General features: G+C 72.8%; 15 protein-coding genes. 8 read left to right on the top strand and 7 right to left on the bottom strand.

The window, feature by feature from the left end; all coding sequences use genetic code 11:
* Window positions 1-7 precede the first annotated feature (7 nt).
* Together ACFU99_RS07270 and ACFU99_RS07265 are read right to left on the bottom strand one after the other, a co-directional pair.
* Window positions 8-2245: an MMPL family transporter gene (locus ACFU99_RS07270; protein ID WP_384387082.1), complete on the bottom strand. Its 2238-nt coding sequence runs from the start codon at window positions 2243-2245 to the stop codon at window positions 8-10.
* A gap of 136 nt (window positions 2246-2381) precedes the next feature.
* A complete protein-coding gene (locus ACFU99_RS07265; RefSeq protein WP_384387080.1) occupies window positions 2382-2954 on the bottom strand; it encodes a TetR/AcrR family transcriptional regulator in 573 nt (190 codons plus the stop codon).
* A 285-nt stretch (window positions 2955-3239) separates the two neighbouring features.
* On the opposite strand from ACFU99_RS07265, the gene ACFU99_RS07260 reads away from it, so the two are divergent.
* Both ACFU99_RS07260 and ACFU99_RS07255 read left to right on the top strand, forming a co-directional pair.
* The gene (locus tag ACFU99_RS07260; protein ID WP_384387088.1) at window positions 3240-6497 is read left to right on the top strand and encodes a S41 family peptidase; all 3258 of its coding nucleotides are present in this window, start codon (window positions 3240-3242) and stop codon (window positions 6495-6497) included.
* A gap of 85 nt (window positions 6498-6582) precedes the next feature.
* Complete coding sequence (locus ACFU99_RS07255; protein ID WP_384387077.1) at window positions 6583-7380, top strand: exodeoxyribonuclease III; 798 nt, start codon at window positions 6583-6585, stop codon at window positions 7378-7380.
* 18 nt (window positions 7381-7398) lie between these two features.
* Here ACFU99_RS07255 and ACFU99_RS07250 read toward each other — a convergent pair whose 3' ends face one another.
* On the bottom strand, window positions 7399-8130 hold the full coding sequence (locus ACFU99_RS07250; RefSeq protein WP_384387085.1) for a MerR family transcriptional regulator: 732 nt from the start codon (window positions 8128-8130) through the stop codon (window positions 7399-7401).
* 317 nt (window positions 8131-8447) lie between these two features.
* On the opposite strand from ACFU99_RS07250, the gene ACFU99_RS07245 reads away from it, so the two are divergent.
* Genes ACFU99_RS07245 through ACFU99_RS07235 form a run of 3 tightly spaced genes read left to right on the top strand, consistent with a single transcriptional unit; the run spans window position 8448 to window position 11838 of the window.
* Window positions 8448-9983, top strand: coding sequence for a flavin-containing monooxygenase (locus ACFU99_RS07245; protein ID WP_384387074.1), 1536 nt, complete (start codon window positions 8448-8450; stop codon window positions 9981-9983).
* Window positions 9980-10960, top strand: coding sequence for an alpha/beta fold hydrolase (locus tag ACFU99_RS07240; protein ID WP_384387072.1), 981 nt, complete (start codon window positions 9980-9982; stop codon window positions 10958-10960). The genes ACFU99_RS07245 and ACFU99_RS07240 overlap by 4 nt, the downstream gene beginning before the upstream one ends.
* Window positions 10957-11838 carry an SDR family oxidoreductase gene (locus tag ACFU99_RS07235; RefSeq protein WP_384387069.1) on the top strand — a complete coding sequence of 294 codons (882 nt, stop codon included), beginning with the start codon at window positions 10957-10959 and terminating at the stop codon, window positions 11836-11838. Before ACFU99_RS07240 ends, ACFU99_RS07235 begins: the two co-directional genes overlap by 4 nt.
* 117 nt (window positions 11839-11955) lie before the next feature.
* On the opposite strand, the gene ACFU99_RS07230 is transcribed toward ACFU99_RS07235, so the two are convergent.
* On the bottom strand, window positions 11956-12399 hold the full coding sequence (locus ACFU99_RS07230; RefSeq protein WP_384387067.1) for a MarR family winged helix-turn-helix transcriptional regulator: 444 nt from the start codon (window positions 12397-12399) through the stop codon (window positions 11956-11958).
* 171 nt (window positions 12400-12570) lie between these two features.
* Between ACFU99_RS07230 and ACFU99_RS07225 the strand changes: the two genes are divergently transcribed.
* Both ACFU99_RS07225 and ACFU99_RS07220 read left to right on the top strand, forming a co-directional pair.
* Entirely contained in the window at window positions 12571-13980 is a 1410-nt protein-coding gene (locus ACFU99_RS07225; RefSeq protein ID WP_384387065.1) for an MFS transporter, read from the top strand.
* Window positions 13981-14059: 79 nt separating this feature from the next.
* Complete coding sequence (locus ACFU99_RS07220; protein WP_384387063.1) at window positions 14060-14536, top strand: GNAT family N-acetyltransferase; 477 nt, start codon at window positions 14060-14062, stop codon at window positions 14534-14536.
* A 103-nt stretch (window positions 14537-14639) separates the two neighbouring features.
* Here ACFU99_RS07220 and ACFU99_RS07215 read toward each other — a convergent pair whose 3' ends face one another.
* Together ACFU99_RS07215 and ACFU99_RS07210 are read right to left on the bottom strand one after the other, a co-directional pair.
* Window positions 14640-15137: a DUF1269 domain-containing protein gene (locus ACFU99_RS07215; RefSeq protein ID WP_384387061.1), complete on the bottom strand. Its 498-nt coding sequence runs from the start codon at window positions 15135-15137 to the stop codon at window positions 14640-14642.
* Between the two features lie 116 nt (window positions 15138-15253).
* Window positions 15254-16540 carry an ATP-binding protein gene (locus ACFU99_RS07210; protein ID WP_384387058.1) on the bottom strand — a complete coding sequence of 429 codons (1287 nt, stop codon included), beginning with the start codon at window positions 16538-16540 and terminating at the stop codon, window positions 15254-15256.
* A gap of 235 nt (window positions 16541-16775) precedes the next feature.
* Between ACFU99_RS07210 and ACFU99_RS07205 the strand changes: the two genes are divergently transcribed.
* Window positions 16776-18998, top strand: a complete 2223-nt coding sequence (locus ACFU99_RS07205) for an alpha-N-acetylglucosaminidase (protein WP_384387055.1) — start codon at window positions 16776-16778, stop codon at window positions 18996-18998.
* Window positions 18999-19099: 101 nt separating this feature from the next.
* Here the strand turns inward: ACFU99_RS07205 and ACFU99_RS07200 are convergent, their stop codons facing one another.
* Window positions 19100-19630: a DUF4232 domain-containing protein gene (locus ACFU99_RS07200; protein ID WP_384387052.1), complete on the bottom strand. Its 531-nt coding sequence runs from the start codon at window positions 19628-19630 to the stop codon at window positions 19100-19102.
* Window positions 19631-20127: the final 497 nt, after the last annotated feature.

Raw genomic sequence — 20127 nt, 5'->3', positions numbered from 1 at the left:
GGACGTATCAGACGCGGCTGGGCTGCCGCCGCGCGTCGGAATCGGGGTCGGCGTCGGGGCACGGACCGGAGCCCGTGCCCGTACCGTCCTCCGCCGCCAGTTCCTTCTTGAGCTGCTCGCCCTCGACGTCGACGTTGGGCAGCACCCGCTGGAGCCACTGCGGCAGCCACCACGCGGCCTTGCCGAGCAGCGCGAGGACGGCCGGGACGATGGCCATGCGCACCACGAACGCGTCGAAGAAGACGGCGATGGCCAGCCCGAAGCCGATCATCTTGATCATGGCTTCGGTGGAGCTGATGAACCCGGCGAAGACGCTGATCATGATGACGGCGGCGGCCGTGACGACCCGCGCCCCGTGCCGGAAGCCGGTCACCACGGCGTCCGCAGGCCGCTCCCCGTGCACGTACGCCTCGCGCATCCGTGTGACGAGGAAGACCTCGTAGTCCATGGCGAGGCCGAAGACGACGCCCACCATGAAGATCGGCATCATGCTCATGACCGGGCCGGTCTCCTCGACGCCGAAGAGCCCCGACAGCCAGCCCCACTGGAAGACCGCGACGACCGCGCCGAGGGCGGCGACGACGGACAGCAGGAAGCCGAGGGCCGCCTTGAGCGGCACGAGGATCGAGCGGAAGACGACCATCAGCAGCAGGAAGGCGAGGCCGACGACGAGCGCGAGGTAGGGCAGCAGCGCGTCGTTGAGCTTCTGCGACACGTCGATGTTCATCGCGGTGGCGCCGGTGACCAGGATCTTCGCGCCGGTGTCGGACTTGAGGTCAGCCGACTCGCCGCGGATGGCGTGCACCAGGTCCTCGGTGTCGGTGCTGCTCGGCTTCGACTTCGGCACGACGGTGAGCTGCGCGGTGTCGCCCTGCTTGTTGAAGGCGGCGGGGGTGACGGCGGCGACGTTGCCGAGGCCCTTGACGCGCTGCTCGACGCGGTGCGTCGCGGTCTTCGGGTCGGCGGACTTCGCGGCGTCGACGACGACCATCAGCGGGCCGTTGAAGCCGGGGCCGAAGCCGTCGGAGAGCAGGTCGTACGCCTTGCGCTGGGTGGTGCTCGTCGGCTGCGAGCCGTCGTCGGGCAGGCCCAGTTCCAGCGAGGACGCGGGCAGGGCGATCAGGCCGAGCCCGACCACGCCCGTCAGCAGCACGGCGACCGGGCGGCGCAGCACGAACCGCGCCCAGCGGGTGCCGCCGTTGGCCTTCTCCGGGCCGCTCCGGCTCGCCTCGCGCTGCTTGCGGGACTGGATGCGGCGGCCCGCGAAGCCGAGCAGCGCCGGTACGAGCGTGAGCGCGACGAGCACGGCGACGACGACGGTGCCGGCCGCGGCCAGGCCCATCTTGGTGAGGATCGGGATGTTGACGACGGCGAGGCCGACGAGGGCGATGACGACGGTGAGGCCGGCGAAGACGACGGCGGAGCCCGCCGTTCCGGCGGCGCGTCCGGCGGCTTCCTCGCGTTCGCGGCCCTCGGCCAGTTCGGCGCGGTAGCGGGAGACGATGAACAGCGCGTAGTCGATGCCGACCGCGAGGCCGATCATCATGGCGAGGATGGACGTGGTGCCCGACAGGTCGAGGACCGAGGCGAGCGCCGCGATGGCGGAGACGCCGATGCCGACGCCGATGAGCGCGGTCAGCAGCGGCAGCCCGGCGGCGATCAGCGAGCCGAAGGTGATGACGAGCACGACGGCGGAGATGGCGATGCCGATGATCTCGGTGGACCCGGTCTCGACCTCGGCCCGCAGGGCGTCGCCGCCGGTCTCCACGGCCAGCCCCGCGGCGCGCCCGTCCTTGGCCGCGTCCTTGAGGGCGTCGCGCGTGGCGTCGGTCAGCTCGGTGGCCTTCACCTTGTACGTGACCTGGGTGTACGCGGTGGTGCCGGACGCGCTCACGGTCTTCGCCGCGAACGGGTCGGCGGCCGATGCCGTCTGCGGGCCGGCCAGTTCGCCGACGACCTTGCGGACGGCCTGCTGGTTCGCCGGGTCGGTGATCTTCTGGCCGTCCGGCGCCTTGAAGACGAGGCGCGCGGTGGCGCCGTCGGCGCTCGCGCCCGGATAGCGCTGCTCCAGCAGGTCGAAGGCGCGCTGCGCCTCGGTGCCCGGTATGGAGAAGTTGTCGTTGGAGGCGGCGGGCGCGGTGGCGGCGCCGATGCCGACGACGGCGAGCAGCGCCACCCATATCAGGGCGACGAGCTTGCGCCGCCGGAAGGCGGTGCGTCCCAGTCTGTAGAGGAAGGTGGCCACGAGAAGGTGTGCTCCCGTCGGTGGGATGAGCGAAACAGGGCGTGGGGAACCACCCCGACGACGAGAGCGGCGCGTCAGGTGGGGTCTGTGGGGGTATGTGGTGGTATGCGCGGGGATATGTAGGGAGGAAAGGCGCTTACTGGCCGAGGGCGGGGAGGACCACGGCGTCGAGATAGCGTCTGAGGTATTCGGTCGTCACGCACCGCGCCTCGACCAGCGGGCGCGTGACGTATCCGCCGACGAGCATGTGCGGCAGGAACTCCAGGGCGGGTGAGTCCGCCGGCAGTTCCCCTCGGTCGACGGCGCGCCGGAGCACCACGTTGAGCTCCTCGATGCCCGGCCCGATCATCAGCTCGCGCAGCGCCTCGTGCAGGTCGGGGTCGTCACGGACCGCGTGGACGAGACCGCCGATGAGGTCGGCGCTCTTCTCCTTCTCGATGTCGTCGGTGCTGGCCACGATGGCGTGCAGGTCGCCGCGGAGCGAACCGGTGTCGACCCACACCGCCGAGTGCGGTTTCACATGGCGCAGCGCCCGGACGACCATCTCCGGCTTGCCCTTCCACTGGCGGTAGAGGGTGGCCTTGCTGGAGCGGGTACGGGCGGCGACGGCGTCCATCGTCAGGGCGTCGTAGCCGACCTCGCCGAGCAGGTCGAGCACGGCCTGGTACAGCTCGCTCTCGCGCTCGGGGGTCAGTCTGCTGCGCCCCATGGGACACCTCGCCATCCGTCGGCCAACTGAACGAAACGGTTTCGTACACCATCAGCGTAGACGCAGGTTGATCGAAACGGCTCCGTTTCGACGGTGTTCTGCGTCACGGCGTCAGCCATGGCATCCCTCAGGGCATCCCGCATGGCATCCGCGGCCCGGCATACCCCGATCGCATAAACGCGAGAAAGTCCGGCCATTCAAGTTGCCGCGGGCCCTGCGCGCGGAAAGCATGAAGAGGTGAGCGACGGACGCGAGGCCGGCCGGCCGGACCACCAGACGACACCCCTGCTCGGAACGGACGGCGGCTACCTCCGCTATCCGCACCTGAGCAGCGACCTCCTCTGTTTCGCCGCCGAGGACGATCTGTGGGTGGCCCCCCTGGTGGCGGCGGGCGAGCGCGCCGAGCGGGCCTGGCGGCTGACCGTCGACCGCACCCGGATCGGCCACCCCCGCTTCTCCCCCGACGGGCGGCAGATCGCCTACACCACGTGGCGCAGCCTCGATCCGGAGATCATGCTCGCCCCGGTCGGCGGCGGCCCCGCCCGCCGGCTGACCTACTGGGGCTCCACGGACACCCGCGTCTGCGGCTGGTCGCCGGACGGGGACGTCCTCGCCGTCTCCTCGCACGGGCAGCCGTTCTCGTACTTCTCGTGGGCCTACAGCCTGCCCACCGACGGCAGCCCCGGGGGCAGGCTGCCGTGGGGCCCGGTCGCCGACATCGCGGTCGCCGACACGGACGGCGAGCGGCAGACGCTGCTGCTCGCCGGGAAGCCGCCGCACGAACCGGCCGCCTGGAAGCGCTACCGCGGCGGCGCGATGGGGCGCATGTGGCTGCACGGCACGCGGCTGGTCCCCGAGGTGTACGGGCATCTGGACTCGGTGATGTTCGTGGACGGCCGGATCGCGTTCCTCTCCGACCACGAGGGCGTCGGCAACCTCTACTCCTGCCTGCCCGACAGCTCCGACCTGCGCCGCCACACCGACCACGCCGACTTCTACGCCCGGCACGCCGCGACGGACGGCTCCCGCGTCGTCTACCAGTGCGCGGGCGAGCTGTGGCTGGTCGACGACCTGTCCCCGACGGGTGTGCCCCGCCGGCTCGACGTACGGCTCGGCGGGCCGCGCGCGGGCCGCCGCTCGTACCAGATCCCGGCCGCCTCGCACGTCAGCTCGGTGTCGGTGGACACCACGGGCCGGGCGAGCGCGGTGTCCGTGCGCGGCAGCCTGTACTGGCTGACGCACCGCGACGGCCCCGCCCGTACGATCGCCGACACGCCGGGCGTACGGGTCCGGCTGCCCGAGATCCTGGGGTCGACCGGCGAGGTCGCGTACGTCACGGACGCCGAGGGCGAGGACGCGATCGAGATCGCGCAGCTGCCGCGGGCGAGCGGGGTGGGCGAGCCGCGGCGGCTGGCCGCGGGGCGGCTCGGGCGGGTGCACGAGCTGATCGCCGCGCCGGACGGGGAGCGACTCGCCGTCGCCTCGCACGACGGGCGGCTGCTGCTGGTGGACGCGGCGCCCGAAGGGGACGGCGAGGTCGGCGAGTTGATCGCGTCCGCCAACGGCCCGGTGCGCGATCTGGCGTTCTCCCCCGACTCGGCGTGGCTGACCTGGTCGCACCCCGGCATCGGCCGCTCGCTGCGGCAGATCAAGATCGCCAGGCTGGCGGACCGGACGATCGTGGACGTCACCAACGGCCGGTTCGAGGACGAGCAGCCGGTCTTCACCCGCGACGGCCGCTATCTCGCGTTCCTGTCCTGGCGCGGCTTCGACCCGGTCTACGACGTGCACACCGGCGACCTGTCCTTCCCGCTGGGCTGCCGCCCGTATCTGGTGCCGCTGTCCTCGGCGACGCCCTCGCCCTTCGCGCTGTCGGCGGAGGGCCGCCCGGCGGCGGGCGGCCTGGACCCGGCGGACGACGGGCCGCCGGCCGACGGGGCGGTGCTGGTGGAGGCGGAGGGGCTGGCGAGCCGGGTGACGCCGTTCCCGGTGGCCGCGTCCAAGTACTCCGAGCTGTGCCCCGTCAGCGGCGGCGGGCTGGTGTGGCTGCGCTGGCCGATCTCGGGAGCGCTCGGCGAGACGTTCGCCAACCCGGCCGACACGTCCGGCCGCCCCACCCTCGAACACTTCGACCTGGCCAAGGCGAAGCGCACCGAACTCACCAGCGGGCTCGACTGGTTCGCGCCCAGCGGCGACGGCACCCGCATGGTCATCCACGACGAGGGCGAGCTGCGGGCCGTACCCGCCAACGAGATCGCCGACAACGACTCCACCGTCTACATCGACATGCGCCGCATCCTGCACGACGTGGACCCGGCGGCCGAGTGGCGGCAGGCGTACGACGAGGCGGGCCGCATCATCCGCGCGTACTTCTGGGAGCCGGGGATGTGCTCCGTCGACTGGGACGGGGTGCTCGCCGAGTACCGGCCGCTGGTCGAACGGATCGCCTCCCCCGACGACTTCGCGGACCTGCTCCGCGAGGTGCTGGGCGAGCTGGGCACCTCCCACGCGTACGTGTCCGGGGCCCGCCGCAACGAGGGCCCGCCGCACTACCAGCGCGCCATCGGCCTGCTCGGCGCCAACCTGGCCCGCACGAAGGACGGCGCGTGGACGGTGCAGCGCATCCTGCCCGGCGACTCCTCCGACTCCAAGGCCCGCTCCCCGCTGGCGGGTTCGGGCATCCGGGAGGGCGCGGCGCTCACCCATGTCGACGGCCGCCCGGTGGATCCGGTGGCCGGCCCGTACCCGCTGCTGTCGGCGGCGGGCGGCACCACCGTCGAGCTGACGTTCCGCTCCGCGGACGGCGAGGGCCCCAGCCGCCGCGTCGCCGTCGTCCCCCTCGTCGACGAGCGCCCGCTGCGCTACCAGGACTGGGTCGCCAAGCGCCGCGCCGTCGTCCGGGAGCTGAGCGGCGGCAAGTGCGGCTATCTGCACATCCCCGACATGGGCGGCTCCGGCTGGGCCCAGTTCAACCGCGACCTGCGGATGGAGATGTCCCGCTCCGCGCTGATCGTGGACGTACGCGGCAACGCGGGCGGCAACATCAGCGAGCTGGTCGTGGAGAAGCTCACCCGCACCATCGTCGGCTGGGACCTGACCCGCGGCGCCCAGCCCGTCTCCTACGCCAGCAACGCGCCGCGCGGCCCGGTCGTCGCCGTCGCCGACGAGATGACCTCCTCCGACGGCGACATGATCACCGCCGCCTTCAAGCTCCAGGGCATCGGCCCCGTCGTCGGCCTCCGCACCTGGGGCGGCGTCGTCGGCATGACCGGCCGCCACCGTCTCGGCGACGGCACCGCGATCACGGTCCCGATGAACGCCGCCTGGTTCGACGCGTACGGCTGGGGCGTGGAGAACCACGGCGTGGACCCCGACATCGAGGTCGACCGCACCCCTCTCGACTGGGCCGAGGGCCGCCACAAACAGCTGGACGACGCGGTGCGCCTGGCGCTGGACCTCCTGGAACGCCATGGCGCGGCCACGCCGCCGGACTATTCGGATGTTCCGGACCTGCGGAGGCCGAAGCTGCCGCCGCGGGCGTGAGCGGACCGCGGGCTCCGGGGCCGACCTCGGGTCAGCCGACGTCACGTAGGCTCGCTTCCTGTCTGGAGCAACCCGGGAGCAAGCCTTGTACACCGTGACCACCGTCAATGTGAACGGCCTGCGCGCCGCCGCCAAGAAGGGCTTCGTGCCCTGGCTCGCCGGGACCGGGGCCGACGTCATCTGCCTCCAGGAAGTACGGGCCGAGCCCGAGCAGCTTCCCGAGGAGGTGCGCGACCCGGAGGGCTGGCACACCGTGCACGCCCCGGCGGCGGCCAAGGGCCGCGCCGGCGTCTCCCTCTACTCGCGGCGCGAGCCGGAGGCGGCACGGATCGGCTTCGGCTCGTCGGAGTTCGACGCGTCCGGCCGCTACGCGGAGATCGACCTGCCGGGCCTCACCGTCGCCAGCCTCTACCTGCCCTCCGGCGAGGTCGGCACGGAGCGCCAGGACGAGAAGGAACGCTTCATGGCCGAGTTCCTGCCCTACCTGGGCGAACTGCGCGAGCGCGCCGCCGCCGACGGCCGCGAGGTCCTGGTCTGCGGCGACTGGAACATCGCCCACCAGGAGGCCGACCTCAAGAACTGGAAGGCCAACAAGAAGAAGGCGGGCTTCCTCCCGGAGGAGCGCGCCTGGCTCACCCGCGTCTTCGACGAGGCGGCGTACGTGGACGTGGTCCGCGCCCTGCACCCCGGCGTCGAGGGCCCGTACTCCTGGTGGTCCTACCGCGGCAAGGCCTTCGACAACGACGCGGGCTGGCGCATCGACTACGCCGTCGCGACGCCCGGCCTCGCCGGGCGCGCGGTGAAGGCGGAGGTGGAACGGGCCGCCAGCTACGACCTGCGGTGGAGCGACCACGCGCCGGTGACGGTGTCGTTCGAGGCGTAGGGATATCAGGGGCGGCCCCTACTCCGGCCTGCCCTCCCCCGGCAGCCGCGCGTCCAGTTCCGCCCGTATGCGGCGGTCCATGGCCATGGAGAGTTCCGCGTCGATGACGTCCTTGGCGATCGGGCGGAGGGTGGCGAGGGTCTGGGTGACGCGGGTGATCTCGTCGGGCGGCAGGGGGGCGCCGTCGGGCGTGCGGTCCAGTAGGCCGCTCAGGACGTGATCGCAGATCAGCGTGGTGAAGGTCGCCGCCAGGGCCTCGGCGTGGGCGCGGACGTCGCGGCCCGCGGCGAGGACGGCGGCCAGGGGCACGCCCTTGTCGACCAGGGCGCTGGAGGCGTCCAGCAGGCGGCGGCTGACGTGCACGATCTCGTCGCCGTCGACCGCGAGATAGCCGATGTCCAGGGCGCCCGCGAGGTTCTCCGGGGTGACCTCGCCCGCGAAGTGGTCGGCGAGCTTCTCGGGGCTCAGCCGGACCGGGGTCTCCTCGGACCAGGGGGCGGCGATGGCTCCGCGCAGGCCGAGGAGTTCGCCGACGCCGCGGCCGTGCTCGAAGGCGGTGAGCAGTTCGGCGATGCCGCCGAGGGTGTGGCCGCGCTCCAGCAGGGCCGCGATCGTACGGAGCCGGGCGAGGTGGTGCTCGTCGTACCAGGCGATGCGGCCCTCGCGGCGGGGCGGCGGGATGAGTTTGCGCTCGCGGTAGAAGCGCAGCGTACGGACGGTGATCCCGGCCGCCTCGGCCAGCTCCGCCATCCGGTACTCGCGCCCTGCCGCGTCGTCCTTCTCCGCCGTTCCCCCGGCGCCGACCTCTGCCGTCTTCCCGGCCGGTTTCCCTGCCGTCTTCCCGGTCACGTTCTCGGCCGCGTTCTCAGCCACTTTCTTCACCACACCAGCAGCCTATGTCGGCGGTCGGCGCGGCCCGACAGGTGCGACCGCCGGTAACTTCCCTGCCCGCGCCCCCTACCGCTCAGTAGCGAGCTGCCCTACCCTCCAATTGCGCCAGTGATTGCTGGCACGGTTACGTACAGGACAGACGAGCTACGGGACAGACGATCTCGGGAGGCGGCGGCATGGCCGAGCGCAAGCGTGAGCGCCAGCACGAGCACGTACGGGTGGCAGTGATCGGATCGGGGTTCGGCGGCCTGGGCGCGGCGGTCCGGCTGCGCCGCGAGGGCATCACCGACTTCGTCGTCCTGGAACGGGCCGACTCCGTCGGCGGCACCTGGCGGGACAACAGCTATCCGGGCTGCGCCTGCGACGTCCCCTCCCACCTGTACTCCTTCTCCTTCGCCCCCAACCCCGAGTGGCCGCGCACCTTCTCCGGCCAGCGGCACATCCGCGCCTATCTGGAGAGCGTCGCCGACACCTTCGGGCTGCGGCCGCACATCAGGCTCGACCACGAGGTGCGCTCCATGCGCTGGAACGCCGACGCGCTGCACTGGGAGATCAGCACCGCGCGCGGCGACCTCACCGCCGACGTCGTCGTCTCGGCGACCGGCCCGCTCTCCGACCCGAAGATCCCCGACATCCCCGGCCTCGCCGGCTTCCCCGGCAAGGTCTTCCACTCGGCCCGCTGGGACCACGGCTACGACCTGCGCGGCAAGCGCGTCGCGATGATCGGGACCGGCGCCTCCGCCATCCAGATCGTGCCCGCCATCCAGCCCGAGGTCCGCGGCCTCACCCTGTTCCAGCGGACCCCGCCCTGGGTCATGCCGCGCACCGATCGCGCCATCACGGGCGTCGAGCGCTGGCTGCACACCACGTTCCCCGCGACCGGCACCGCGCGCCGCGGAATCCTCTGGGGCATACGGGAGTTGCAGGTCAGCGCGTTCACCAAGCGCCCCAACGAACTCAGCCTGATCGAGTCCCTCGCCAAGCGCAACATGGCCCGGTCCATCAAGGACCCGGCCACACGCGCCAAGCTGACGCCGGACTACCGCATCGGCTGCAAGCGGATACTGCTCTCCAACACCTACTATCCGGCGCTCGCCGCGCCCAACGTCGACGTCGTCGCCTCCGGGCTCAAGGAGGTGCGCGGCTCCACGCTCGTCGCCGCCGACGGCACCGAGACCGAGGTCGACGCGGTCATCTTCGGTACGGGCTTCCACGTCACCGACATGCCGATAGCGCAGCGCGTCACGGGCGCCGACGGCACGACGCTCGCGGAGGAGTGGAAGGACGGGATGGCGGCGCTGCGCGGCGCCAGCGCGGCCGGGTTCCCCAACTTCATGACGATCATCGGGCCCAACACCGGGCTCGGCAACAGCTCGATGATCCTGATGATCGAGTCCCAGCTGAACTATCTGGCCGACTTCATGCGCCAGTTGACCACCCTCGGCGGCAAGGCCGCCCTCGACGCCAGGCCCACGGCCGTCGCCGGCTGGAACCACAAGGTGCAGGCGCGCATGGAGCGCACGGTGTGGAACAGCGGCGGGTGCGACAGCTGGTATCTGGACGCCAACGGGCGCAATACGACGGTGTGGCCCGGCACGACCTCCGAGTTCCGCAAGGCCACGCGGCGCGTGAACCTCTGCGAGTACGAGGTGCTGCGGGCCCCCGCCGCCCGTACGGAGGAGGCCGCCGAGCCTGCCGGGGCGCGCTCGTGAGCCCCACGCGCCCGCTCTCTCAGGAGGCGTACGCGCCGCCCGCCCCGCGCCGCACCCTCACCGCGACCTCCGCCGACGGCACCGCCCTGCACGTCGAGACGTACGGGCCGGACGGCGCACCCGCCGTCGTCCTCGTGCACGGCTGGACCTGCTCGACGGCCTTCTGGGCCCCGGTCGTACGGTCTCTGACAGGCGGACCCGGCGGGGGCGGCGGGACGGCCGACGGCTGCCGGGTCATCGCGTACGACCTGCGCGGACACGGCCGCAGCCCGGCCCCCGGCCCCGGCGGGTACAGCACGCGCGCCCTCGCCGACGACCTCGCGGCGGTGCTGGACGCGACGCTGGCCGACGGCGAACGGGCCGTCCTGGCCGGGCACTCCATGGGCGGCATGACCGTGGTGGCCGCCGCCGGCCGCCCGGCGGTGCGGGAGCGCACAGCAGCCGCGCTGCTGTGCAGCACCGGCGTCTCACGGCTGCTCGCGGAGGCGCTGGTGCTGCCGCTGGCCGCCGGCCGGGTCCGCAGCCGGCTGACGCGCTCCGTCCTCGGTACGAGCGCGCCGCTCGGCCCCGTCACGCCGCTCGGCAAGCGGGTGCTCAAGTACGCGACGCTGGGCCCGGACGCGCCGCCCGCCGCCGTGGACGCGTGCGCCCGCATCGTGCACGCCTGCGACCGCAGGGTCCGGGCCGCGTGGGGCGCGGTGCTCGCCGAGCTCGATCTCGACGTGAACATCCGGGAGTTGACCGCGCCCACCGCCGTCATCGTGGGCACCGAGGACCGGCTGACCCCGGCCGTGCACGCCCGCGGGCTCGCGGCGCGGCTGCCCGACTGCGCGGGCCTGACCGAACTGCCCGGACTCGGCCATATGACGCCGGTCGAGGACCCGGAGGCGGTCGCCGCCGCCGTACGGGAACTGGTCGCCGCTCATAACCCCCACAACACAGCCGACACAGCCAAGGACAAGGAGCAGTCCGTATGAGTCAGCGCAGAAGCCTGGAGGGGCAGGTCGCGGTGGTCACCGGCGCGGCCCGCGGCGTCGGCGAACTGCTCGCCCGCAAACTGTCGGCGCGCGGCGCGAAGGTCGCGCTGGTCGGGCTGGAGCCGGAGGAGCTGCGGCGGGTCGCCGAGTCACTGCACGGCGAGGCCGCGCACTGGCACGCGGACGTCACCGACCACGAGGCGATGGGGCAGGTGGCGCGGGAGGTCAAGGCGCGGTTCGGCAAGGTGGACATCGTCGTGGCCAACGCGGGCGTCGCGACGGGCGGCCCGTTCGTCGACTCCGACCCCGACGCGTGGCGGCGCGTCATCGAGGTCAACCTCATCGGCGGCGCCGTCACCGGCCGCGCCTTCCTGCCCGTACTGATGGAGAGCCGCGGCTACCTCCTCCAGATCGCCTCGCTCGCCGCCGTCACCCCGGCGCCGATGATGACGGCCTACTGCGCGTCCAAGTCGGGCGTCGAGGCGTACGCGCACAGCCTGCGCGCCGAGGTCGGCTACCGGGGCGTGAAGGTCGGGGTCGGCTATCTGAGCTGGACCGACACCGACATGGTGCGCGGCGCGGACCAGGACGACCTCATGCGCGAACTCCGCAGCCGCCTCCCCTGGCCCACCAACCGCACCTACCCCCTCGGCCCCGCCGTCGACCGCCTGGTCGCGGGCATCGAACGCCGCTCCGCCCACGTCTACGCCCAGTGGTGGCTGCGCGGCATGCAGTCCGTACGCGGCTACCTGCCCACCCTCATCGGCGTCGTCGGCCAACGCGAGATGCGGCGCTTCGGGCCTCGCCTCGAAGGCTTCACCGGCAGCCTCCTGGGCGCGGGCGGCGAGGCCGACGAGAAGGCCCGCGCGAGTCGGTAGCGGGCCGCCGCGCAGACATGTTCTTCACCGCCTCGGCGAGTTCGTTCGCCGAGGCGGTCTCATCATTCCGGGGGCACTCCGGGGCACTCCGGGGCATCCCGGGGGCATCCCGGGGAGTCATTCCGGGGGCGTGTCGGCGAGCAGGCGGAGGCCGTCGATCAGCGCCTGCGCCTGCCCGTCGGGCCAGTCCGCGATCCGGCCCGCGAGGTGCCGGGCCAGCCCGTCGCGGAGGCCGGCGACCGCGGCCCGGCCTTCGGGCGTCAAGGCGAGCAGGGTGGCCCGGCGGTCGCGGGGGTCGGGGCTGCGTTCGAGCAGGCCCGCGGCTTCGAGCCGGTCGGCGTAGCGGCTCGCCCCGGACCGGTCGATCCCGACCTCGTCGGCCAGCCGCGCCGCCGACTGCGGTCCGAGCCGGTCCAGCCCGCTGAGCATCGGATAGGTCTGGCGGTCGACGCCCGGCGGCGCCGATTCGAGGGCCGCGTTGTAGAGCGCGCTCCGGTTGCGTCGCAGCAGCAGCTGCCCCAGCGCTTGCTCAAGGTCCCGTGCCAGATCCGTATTCGCCACCCGACCATGATACGTGCGAAACACACGGAATGAGCGTAGGGTTACTGCGTGCGAGTCGCACGCAATTTCTCAGGGGGGCTCATGGTCACAGGTCACCGAAGGCGCGGGCACACGGCGGAACGAGGGGGCACGGCGACAGCCGCAAGGCGTCGCGGCGCGCTGATCGGGCCCGTGCTGGTGCTGGCCACGCTGGTCTCCAGCATCATCAGCTCGTTCGGCGCCCCGCTGATCCCCACGGTCGCCCGCGACTTTCATGTGTCATTGAGCACGGCGCAGTGGTCGCTGACCGTGGCGCTGCTGGCCGGTGCGGCGAGCTCCCCGGTCCTGGGCCGGCTCGGCGACGGCCCGCGACGGCGGGCGACGCTGCTCGGCGGCCTGGCCGTGGTCACGGCGGGCGGCGTCGTGGCCGCGTCGGCGAGCGGCATGTGGATGCTGCTCGTCGGCCGCGGACTGCAAGGCGTCGGGCTCGGGCTGGTGCCGCTGGCGATGGCCACCGCCCGGGACGAACTGCCCCAGGCCAAGGTCGCCCCGATGATCGCGCTGCTGTCGGTGTCGGCGGGGGCCGGCCTCGGCGCCGGTTACCCGATCAGCGGGCTGCTCGCCGACGCGTGGGGGCTGGCGGGCGCGTACGGGTTCGGCGCGGTCGTCTCCGGCCTCGCGCTGCTCTGCGTCGCCGCGGTCATACCGTCGAGCGCGGGGCGCGGCACCCCCGACCGGCTCGACCGCACCGGCGCCGTACTGCTCGCACTGGCGCTGGTCGCCGCACTGGTGGCAGTGGCGGAGGGAACGCGGTGGGGCTGGGGTTCCCCGGCGATCATCGGCCTGCTGGCCGCCGGGGCAGCGCTCTTCGCGATATGGGCCGTACAGCAGCTGCGTACCCGGAACCCGCTGGTCCAACTGCGCCTGCTCCGCCACCCGTCCGTGCTCTCCGCCGACGCCTGCGCCTTGGTGCTCGGCATCGCGATGTACATGGTGCTTTCGGGCGCGACGGAGTTCGTGCAGTCCCCGCGCTCGGGCGGGTTCGGGTTCGGCGCGTCGGCCGTCGTGGCCGGGCTCGTCCTCATCCCCCTGTCCTTCTTCATGCTGATCAGCTCCCGCGCCCTGCCGGCCCTGGTAGCGCGCGCGGGAATCCGGGCGGTGCTGACGCTGGGCTGCCTCGTAGCCGCGCTGGGCTGCGGGTTCTTCGCCGTCTTCCATGGCGCCCTGTGGGAGGCCTTCGTCATGTCGGGCGTCCTGGGAGTGGGGCTGGGCACCACCTTCGCCGCGATTCCCGGTCTGATCGTGCAGGCGATCCCCGCCCGGGAGACGGGCAGCGCCATGGGCTTCTACCAGGTGGTCCGCTTCACCGGTTTCTCCCTGGGCAGCGCGCTCGCCGCCACCGTCCTGGCCGCTCACGTCAGCGGCGACGGCGGCGACAGCGGCGGGCCGACGGAGGGCGGCTACACCCTGGTGCTGTGGATCGCCGCCGCCTTCTGCGTGACCGCCGCCGCCCTCGCCTGGTTCCTGCCCGCCCGAGCCGCCCGGCCCGCGCCCGCGGAGCACCAGCACGCCGACGGGATCCGGGACGCCCCGCACCGGTGAGCATCCCGGCGCGCTGCCGCCCCACAGGGCGCTCAGGCCACCGTGGCCTCGTACACCCATTCGACCGTACGATGTCCCGATGCAGATCGTGCCCTCGGCGTACGACCATCCCGACGCCGTCAAACTCAACGACCAGGTGCAACTGGAATACGCGGAACGCTACGGCGAGGAGGACCTGACGCCGCTGGACCCGGCGCAGTTCGACCCGCCCCGCGGCCTGTACCTCATCGCCTATGACGACGACGGCGCGCCCGTCGCCACCGGCGGCTGGCGCGTCCAGGACGCCAACGACGAAGCGTACGAGGACGGCGACGCCGAGCTGAAGCGCATGTACGTCATACCGGGCGCACGCGGACGCGGGCTGGCACGGGCGATACTCGCGGCCCTGGAGGACAGCGCGCGCGACGCGGGGCGTACGCGCATGGTCCTGGAAACGGGCATCAAGCAGCCCGAGGCCATAGCGCTCTACACCTCCTGCGGCTACACACCCGCCCCGAAGGTCGGCCTGTACCGCTTCCACGAGGAGAGCCGCTGCTACGCCAGGGCGCTGCGCTGAGGCTTGTGCCGACATACAGGCCGGCCGCGCGCCGGGCGGGCGCAGGGCCTATGCGGACGGCCCGCGACCGGGGGCGGGGACTGACCGATGACGGAGCCGCCCGTCAGCGCCCCTCCGCGATCGCCTCCTCCACCCCCTTGCGGACCTCCTCCGCCGGGTAGCGGACGGCGGCCGGGCCGAAGGGGGCGAGTGCCTCGTCGGCGACTTCCGGGAAGTCCTCGGCGACCTCGGCGATCAGTACGGTCGAGCCGGGCGGCACCTCGGCGGCGAGCATTTCGAGGGCGGCGCTGGAGGCGCTGGCCTGGCGTGCGTCGTGGGCGCCGCCGAGCAGGCCGCCCGCGCCGAAGCCGATCATGATGCCGAGCGGGCCGCCCAGGATGCCGACGAGCCCGCCGATCAGGCCGCCCACGGCGAAGCCCTTGGCGTCGCTGCTGTTGTCGACGCTGTCGGGGAAGTCCAGCGCGCCCTCCGCGTCCCGCGTGATCACGGTCGCCTCGCGCAGCTTGATGCCGCCCTCGGTGTGCGCCTGCCGCAGCGCGTCCAGTGCCAGGCGGCCCGTTTCGGGCCGGTCGAGGTCCATGAACAGGACGTTCTCGGTCATCGCCGCCGCTCCAGGGGTGAGATGGGGAACCCTCGCTTCCACTGTTGCGGCTGCCCGCCCCGTACGCACCTCAGACATGCCCGTACGCGTCCCAAGCCCACCCCCCATACGCCCCCTCACCCCCTCCCGTCCCCCACCACCTCCTCCGCCGTCTCCTCCCCCGACGCCCCCTCCGCCGGCACCGAAGCCCGCAGGTCCAGGACCGCCTCCGCGCCCCCGCCCGCCGGGTTCGCGAACCGCAGCCGCGCCCCCAGGACCCGCGCCTGACCGGCCGCGATCGTCAGGCCGAGGCCGAGCCCCTGCCCCCGGCCCGAACCGTCGGCGCCCTGGCCCGCGCCGGTACGGAAGCGGACGGGGCCACGGGCGAGGAGCTCCGGCGGGAAGCCCGGACCCTGGTCGTAGACCCGTACGACCGCGCCGTCGACCTCGACCCGCACCGGCGCCGCACCGTGCCGGAAGGCGTTGCTGACCAGGTTGGCGAGAATGCGTTCCACGCGCCTGGCGTCGGTCTCGACCAGCCCGGCCCGTATCACCCGCACCTCCAGCCCCGCCTGCCCCGGCGTGGTGACGGAGCGGACCGCGCGCCGCACCAGTTCGTCCAGCGGCCGCACCTCCGTCTCGGCCCGCTCGGTGGACCCGTCCAGGCGCGCCACCTCCAGGACGTCCTCCACCAGAGCGCTCACCCGCCGCGCCCGCTCCCGCACCATCTCGGCCGGCCGCCCCGGCGGCAGCAGCCCGGCGGCGGCCACCAGCCCGGCGACCGGAGTGCGCAGCTCGTGCGCGATGTCGGAGGTGACGTCGCGCTCGGCCTGGAGGCGGGCGGCCAGCGCGTCGGCCATGGTGTTCAGGGCGGTGGTCAGCCGGGCGATCTCGTCGTTGCCGCGCGGCGTGATCCGGGCGCTGAGGTCGCCCTCCGCGATCCGCTCGGCCGTACGGGCGGACGCGTCGAGCCGGCGGCCGAGCACCGTGGCGAAGGCCACGCCGATCACACAGGCGAGCGCCGTGCCGATCGAGCCCGCGAGCAGCAGGTCGCGGTCGAGGGCTTCGAGCTTGCGGTCCTGGCGCAGATAGGAGTGGCGGAGCGCGATGACGTCCTTTCCGCTGCGCCGGGCGGCCCACAGCTCCGGCTCCGGGCCGCTGCGGTCCAGGTAGACGCCGGTCTCACCGCGCGCGACGGCCGCGCGCACCGGCAAGGGCAGGACGGTGGGGTTGATCAGGACCCGGTGCCGGTCGACCCCGGCGGCGTGGTCGTCGACGGCGATGGAGAGCCGGGAGCGGATCGTGTCGCGGGCGGTGTCCAGCGCGTTCGCGGCGGTGCGGTGGTGCACGACGAGGCCCATGATGACGGCGACCAGTGCCGCGGTGGCGGTGATCGCCACGCCGGTCTTCGTACGCAGTCCCATGGCTCAGGCTCCTCCACGGCTGACGGGCTGCGGGCCGCTGCGCCCGACGATCGTGCCGGGTCGTCGCACAGAGGTCCAGGTGCTGGTCGGAACGGGTGGGGCCATTCGTGCCAAATGTAACCGGCGCGGCCGGATTGCCGCCTGTGCCCTTGACCTGTTCCTGTCGACTGCTCATAGGATCACCGCGCTCAAGTGGTCCAGCCCAGTAGCCGCAGCGCCATGGTGGAGGTCACTCATGCACATCGCCCGACGTACGCTGCTCGGCGCACTCGCCGGGTCCGCCGCCCTCGGAGTCGCCGCCACGCACCCGGCCGCAGCCGCCCCGAACCCGCCGGACACCGGCACGGACACCACTCCAGCCGCGAACACAGGCGGCGGCGCGGCGGCGAGAGCCCTCAGACGCCTGCTGCCCCACCACCACCGGCAGGTCGCCTTCCGCACCCCGCGCACCCGCCCCGGCCAGGACTTCTACCGGGTCTCCGGCACCGCCGGACACATCGTCGTCGAAGGCACCACCCCGGCCGTGCAGCTCGCCGGCTTCCACTGGTACCTGCGCCACGTCGCGCACGCCCACTTCTCGTGGAACGGCGCGCAGGCCGACCTCCCCCGCCGCCTCCCCGGCGTCGGCGCCCCCCTCTCCAAGGCCGCGAACGTCGCGCACCGCTTCGTCTTCAACGACACCAACGACGGCTACACCGGCCCGTACTACGACTGGGACTACTGGGAGCGCGAGCTCGACATCCTCGCGCTCCACGGCTACAACGAGGTCCTCGTCTACGCGGGCGCGGACGCCGTCTACCACCGCGTCTTCCAGAAGCACGGTTATACGGACGCGGAGCTGCGCCAGTGGGTTCCCGGCCCCGCCCACCAGCCGTGGTGGCTGCTCCAGAACATGTCCGGCTTCGGCGGCCCCGTCTCCCTCGACCTGCTGGAGAGCCGCGCGGAACTCGCCCGAAAGATCGTCGGCCGACTGCGCGAGCTCGGCATGACACCCGTGTTCCCCGGCTACTTCGGCACCGTCCCGCCCGACTTCGCCCAGCGCAACCCCGGCGCGCACACCGTCCCGCAGGGCGAGTGGGGCGGCTTCCCGCGCCCCGACTGGCTCGACCCGCGCGACGAGCACTTCGCCCGCGTCGCCCGGACCTTCTACCGGGTACAGGACGAGCTGTACGGGGCCACCTCCATCTACAAGATGGACCTGCTGCACGAGGGCGGCAGCCCCGGCGACGTGCCGGTGCCGGACGCCGCGCGCGCCGTGGAGAAGGCGCTGCGCACCGCCCACCCCGGCGCCACCTGGGCCATCCTCGGCTGGCAGACCAACCCGCGCCGCGACATCATCGACGCCGTCGACAAGTCCCGGATGCTGATCGTCGACGGCATCTCCGACCACTACCCCGAGGTCGTCGACCGCGAGCAGGACTGGGCCTCCACGCCGTACGCCTTCGGCTCCATCTGGAACTTCGGCGGCCACACCGCGATGGGCGCCAACACCCCCGACTGGGCCACCCTCTACGACCAGTGGCGCACCAAGCACGGCAGCGCGCTCAGCGGCATCGCCCTCATGCCCGAGGCCGCCGACAACAACCCGGCCGCCCTCGCCCTCTTCAGCGACCTGCCGTGGACGGACGGGCCGACGCACCTCGCCGACTGGTTCGCCCAGTGGCCCGTACACCGGTACGGGGCCGCCGACACGCATGCCGTACGGGCCTGGGACGTGCTGCGCCGCACCGCCTACGGCACCAGCCGCGCCGACGGGTGGAGCGAGGCCGCCGACGGGCTCTTCGGCGCCCGCCCCGATCTGGCCGTCACCCGCGCCGCCTCCTGGTCGCCGCCGAAGCTCCGCTACGACGCGGCCGAGTTCGACAAGGCGCTGCCCGAGCTGCTGGCCGTCGCCCCGGCGCTGCGCGACAGCAGCGCGTACCGCTACGACCTCCTCGACGTCGCCCGGCAGACCGTCTCCAACCGCAGCCGGCTGCTCCTGCCGCAGATCAAGAGCGCGTACGAGGCCGGGGACCGGTCCCGGTTCGCGGCGCTGACCGGCGAGTGGTTCGCGTGGATGGCGCTGCTGGAGGAGGCCGTCGCCACCGACGAGCGCCATCTGCTGGGCCGCTGGATCGCCGACGCCCGCGCCTGGGGGTCCTCGGCGGCCGAGCGCGACCGGCTCGAATTCGACGCCGTCTCGCTCCTGACCGTATGGGGCAACCGCTCCGGCGCCGACGAGGGCAAGCTGCACGACTACGCCAATCGCGAGTGGTCGGGGCTGGTCGGCGGCCTCTACACGCTGCGCTGGAAGACGTACTTCACGGAGCTGGCGGCGGCCATGGAGGGCCACCGCTCGCCGCAGCCGATCGACTGGTTCGCCCTGGAGGACGGCTGGACCCGCAACCACCCGCCGTACTCGGCGAAGCCGAAGGGGGACATCGTGCGGGTGGCGCGGCGGATCGCGAAGCGGATCTGATCCGGGACACGGAGGGCAGCAGGGGCGCGGAACATGCCACCCGATGATGAGGTGGCAGGTTCCGCACCCCTTGGTCCTGCTGCTTGGTCCTGCTACACGCGTCAGCCGGCGCTCGGCGGGGTCGCGGACAGGCTCGTCACATTCAGCGTGCCATTGTCGACGATCTTGTCGAAGGCGAGCGTCTGGTGCGTCGTGGCGGCGGGCGGCGTGACCTCCAGGTACTTGGCGTGCGCCGCGTCGGCGCCGGTGTGCGTCCAGACCAGGTCGGCCCAGGCGGAGGCGCCGCTCTTGAGGTAGACCGTCTTCTTGCCCGGGTCCTGGGCGAAATAGGTCGAGCCCCATTTCACGTCGGTGGCGGCCTTGGCATGCCCGGCCTTCTCCAGGCCGAGGCCCGGGTAGCCGCGCAGCGCACAGGTGGTGCCGGTGGTGTTCTTGAACCGGAGGTACGTGCCCTCGTGGTTCATGCCGTGCTGCGAACCCGCCTCGCCGTTGTCGTCGAGCGTGATCCGCAGACCCGAGACGGCGCAGGTCGGGGTGGCCGCCGCGGTGGGCGTGGCGGCGTTGGCCGTGCCCGCCGCTATGCCCCCGGCGAGCAGGGCCGCGGCGGCGGCAGCGGTTGCGGCGGTCGTCATGCGGCGCATGATCCGGCTCCTTCCAAGGCACCGGCATCGGTCTACCGGAGCCATCGGTTTCGGTTTTCGCCACACTACATATATATGCAGCGTGCATCGAACGCGGATTCCTCTAACGTACGTATCCCGTAAGGCACTTGAGAGATCAACCACCACCTTTCGCCCCGTCTGTCTCCCGCCCGGGTGGCCTTGACGGTCCGTCATAAACCAGACGGATTCCTACCGGGGTGCTCGTGGGGACAGGGGTCCGGCGGTGGACCTCCGGGCGGGCCGAGAACACCCCGCGGGTACCGTGTATCCCCACCTGTCCATCGCCCCCTCCGGAAGGTTGCGACACGAGCTTGAGATGCGGTAGATCGACCCTCGACGCGAACCGCGAACCGCGAACCGCGAACCGCGAACCGCGAACCGCGAACCGCGAACCGCGAACCGCGTCGCGGTAGCCGGGGAGGGGGGCCGTGAGCGGTAGCCCGCCCCCGCTCCGTACGCCCGTGGGC

The organism is Streptomyces sp. NPDC057654, assembly GCF_042800135.1.
In the GTDB taxonomy this organism is placed as follows: domain Bacteria; phylum Actinomycetota; class Actinomycetes; order Streptomycetales; family Streptomycetaceae; genus Streptomyces.
The sequence above is the reverse complement of the archived record's forward strand: the minus strand, read 5'-3'. Positions and strand labels throughout refer to the sequence as shown.

Coding starts and splice junctions, on each gene's coding strand:
- ACFU99_RS07265 (WP_384387080.1), bottom strand. CDS start 2,954: ATGGGGCGCAGCAGACTGACCCCCGAGCGCGAGAGCGAGCTGTACCAG.
- ACFU99_RS07250 (WP_384387085.1), bottom strand. CDS start 8,130: ATGGCGGAGCTGGCCGAGGCGGCCGGGATCACCGTCCGTACGCTGCGC.
- ACFU99_RS07245 (WP_384387074.1), top strand. CDS start 8,448: ATGGCCGAGCGCAAGCGTGAGCGCCAGCACGAGCACGTACGGGTGGCA.
- ACFU99_RS07235 (WP_384387069.1), top strand. CDS start 10,957: ATGAGTCAGCGCAGAAGCCTGGAGGGGCAGGTCGCGGTGGTCACCGGC.
- ACFU99_RS07220 (WP_384387063.1), top strand. CDS start 14,060: ATGCAGATCGTGCCCTCGGCGTACGACCATCCCGACGCCGTCAAACTC.
- ACFU99_RS07215 (WP_384387061.1), bottom strand. CDS start 15,137: ATGACCGAGAACGTCCTGTTCATGGACCTCGACCGGCCCGAAACGGGC.
- ACFU99_RS07210 (WP_384387058.1), bottom strand. CDS start 16,540: ATGGGACTGCGTACGAAGACCGGCGTGGCGATCACCGCCACCGCGGCA.
- ACFU99_RS07205 (WP_384387055.1), top strand. CDS start 16,776: ATGCACATCGCCCGACGTACGCTGCTCGGCGCACTCGCCGGGTCCGCC.
- ACFU99_RS07200 (WP_384387052.1), bottom strand. CDS start 19,630: ATGACGACCGCCGCAACCGCTGCCGCCGCCGCGGCCCTGCTCGCCGGG.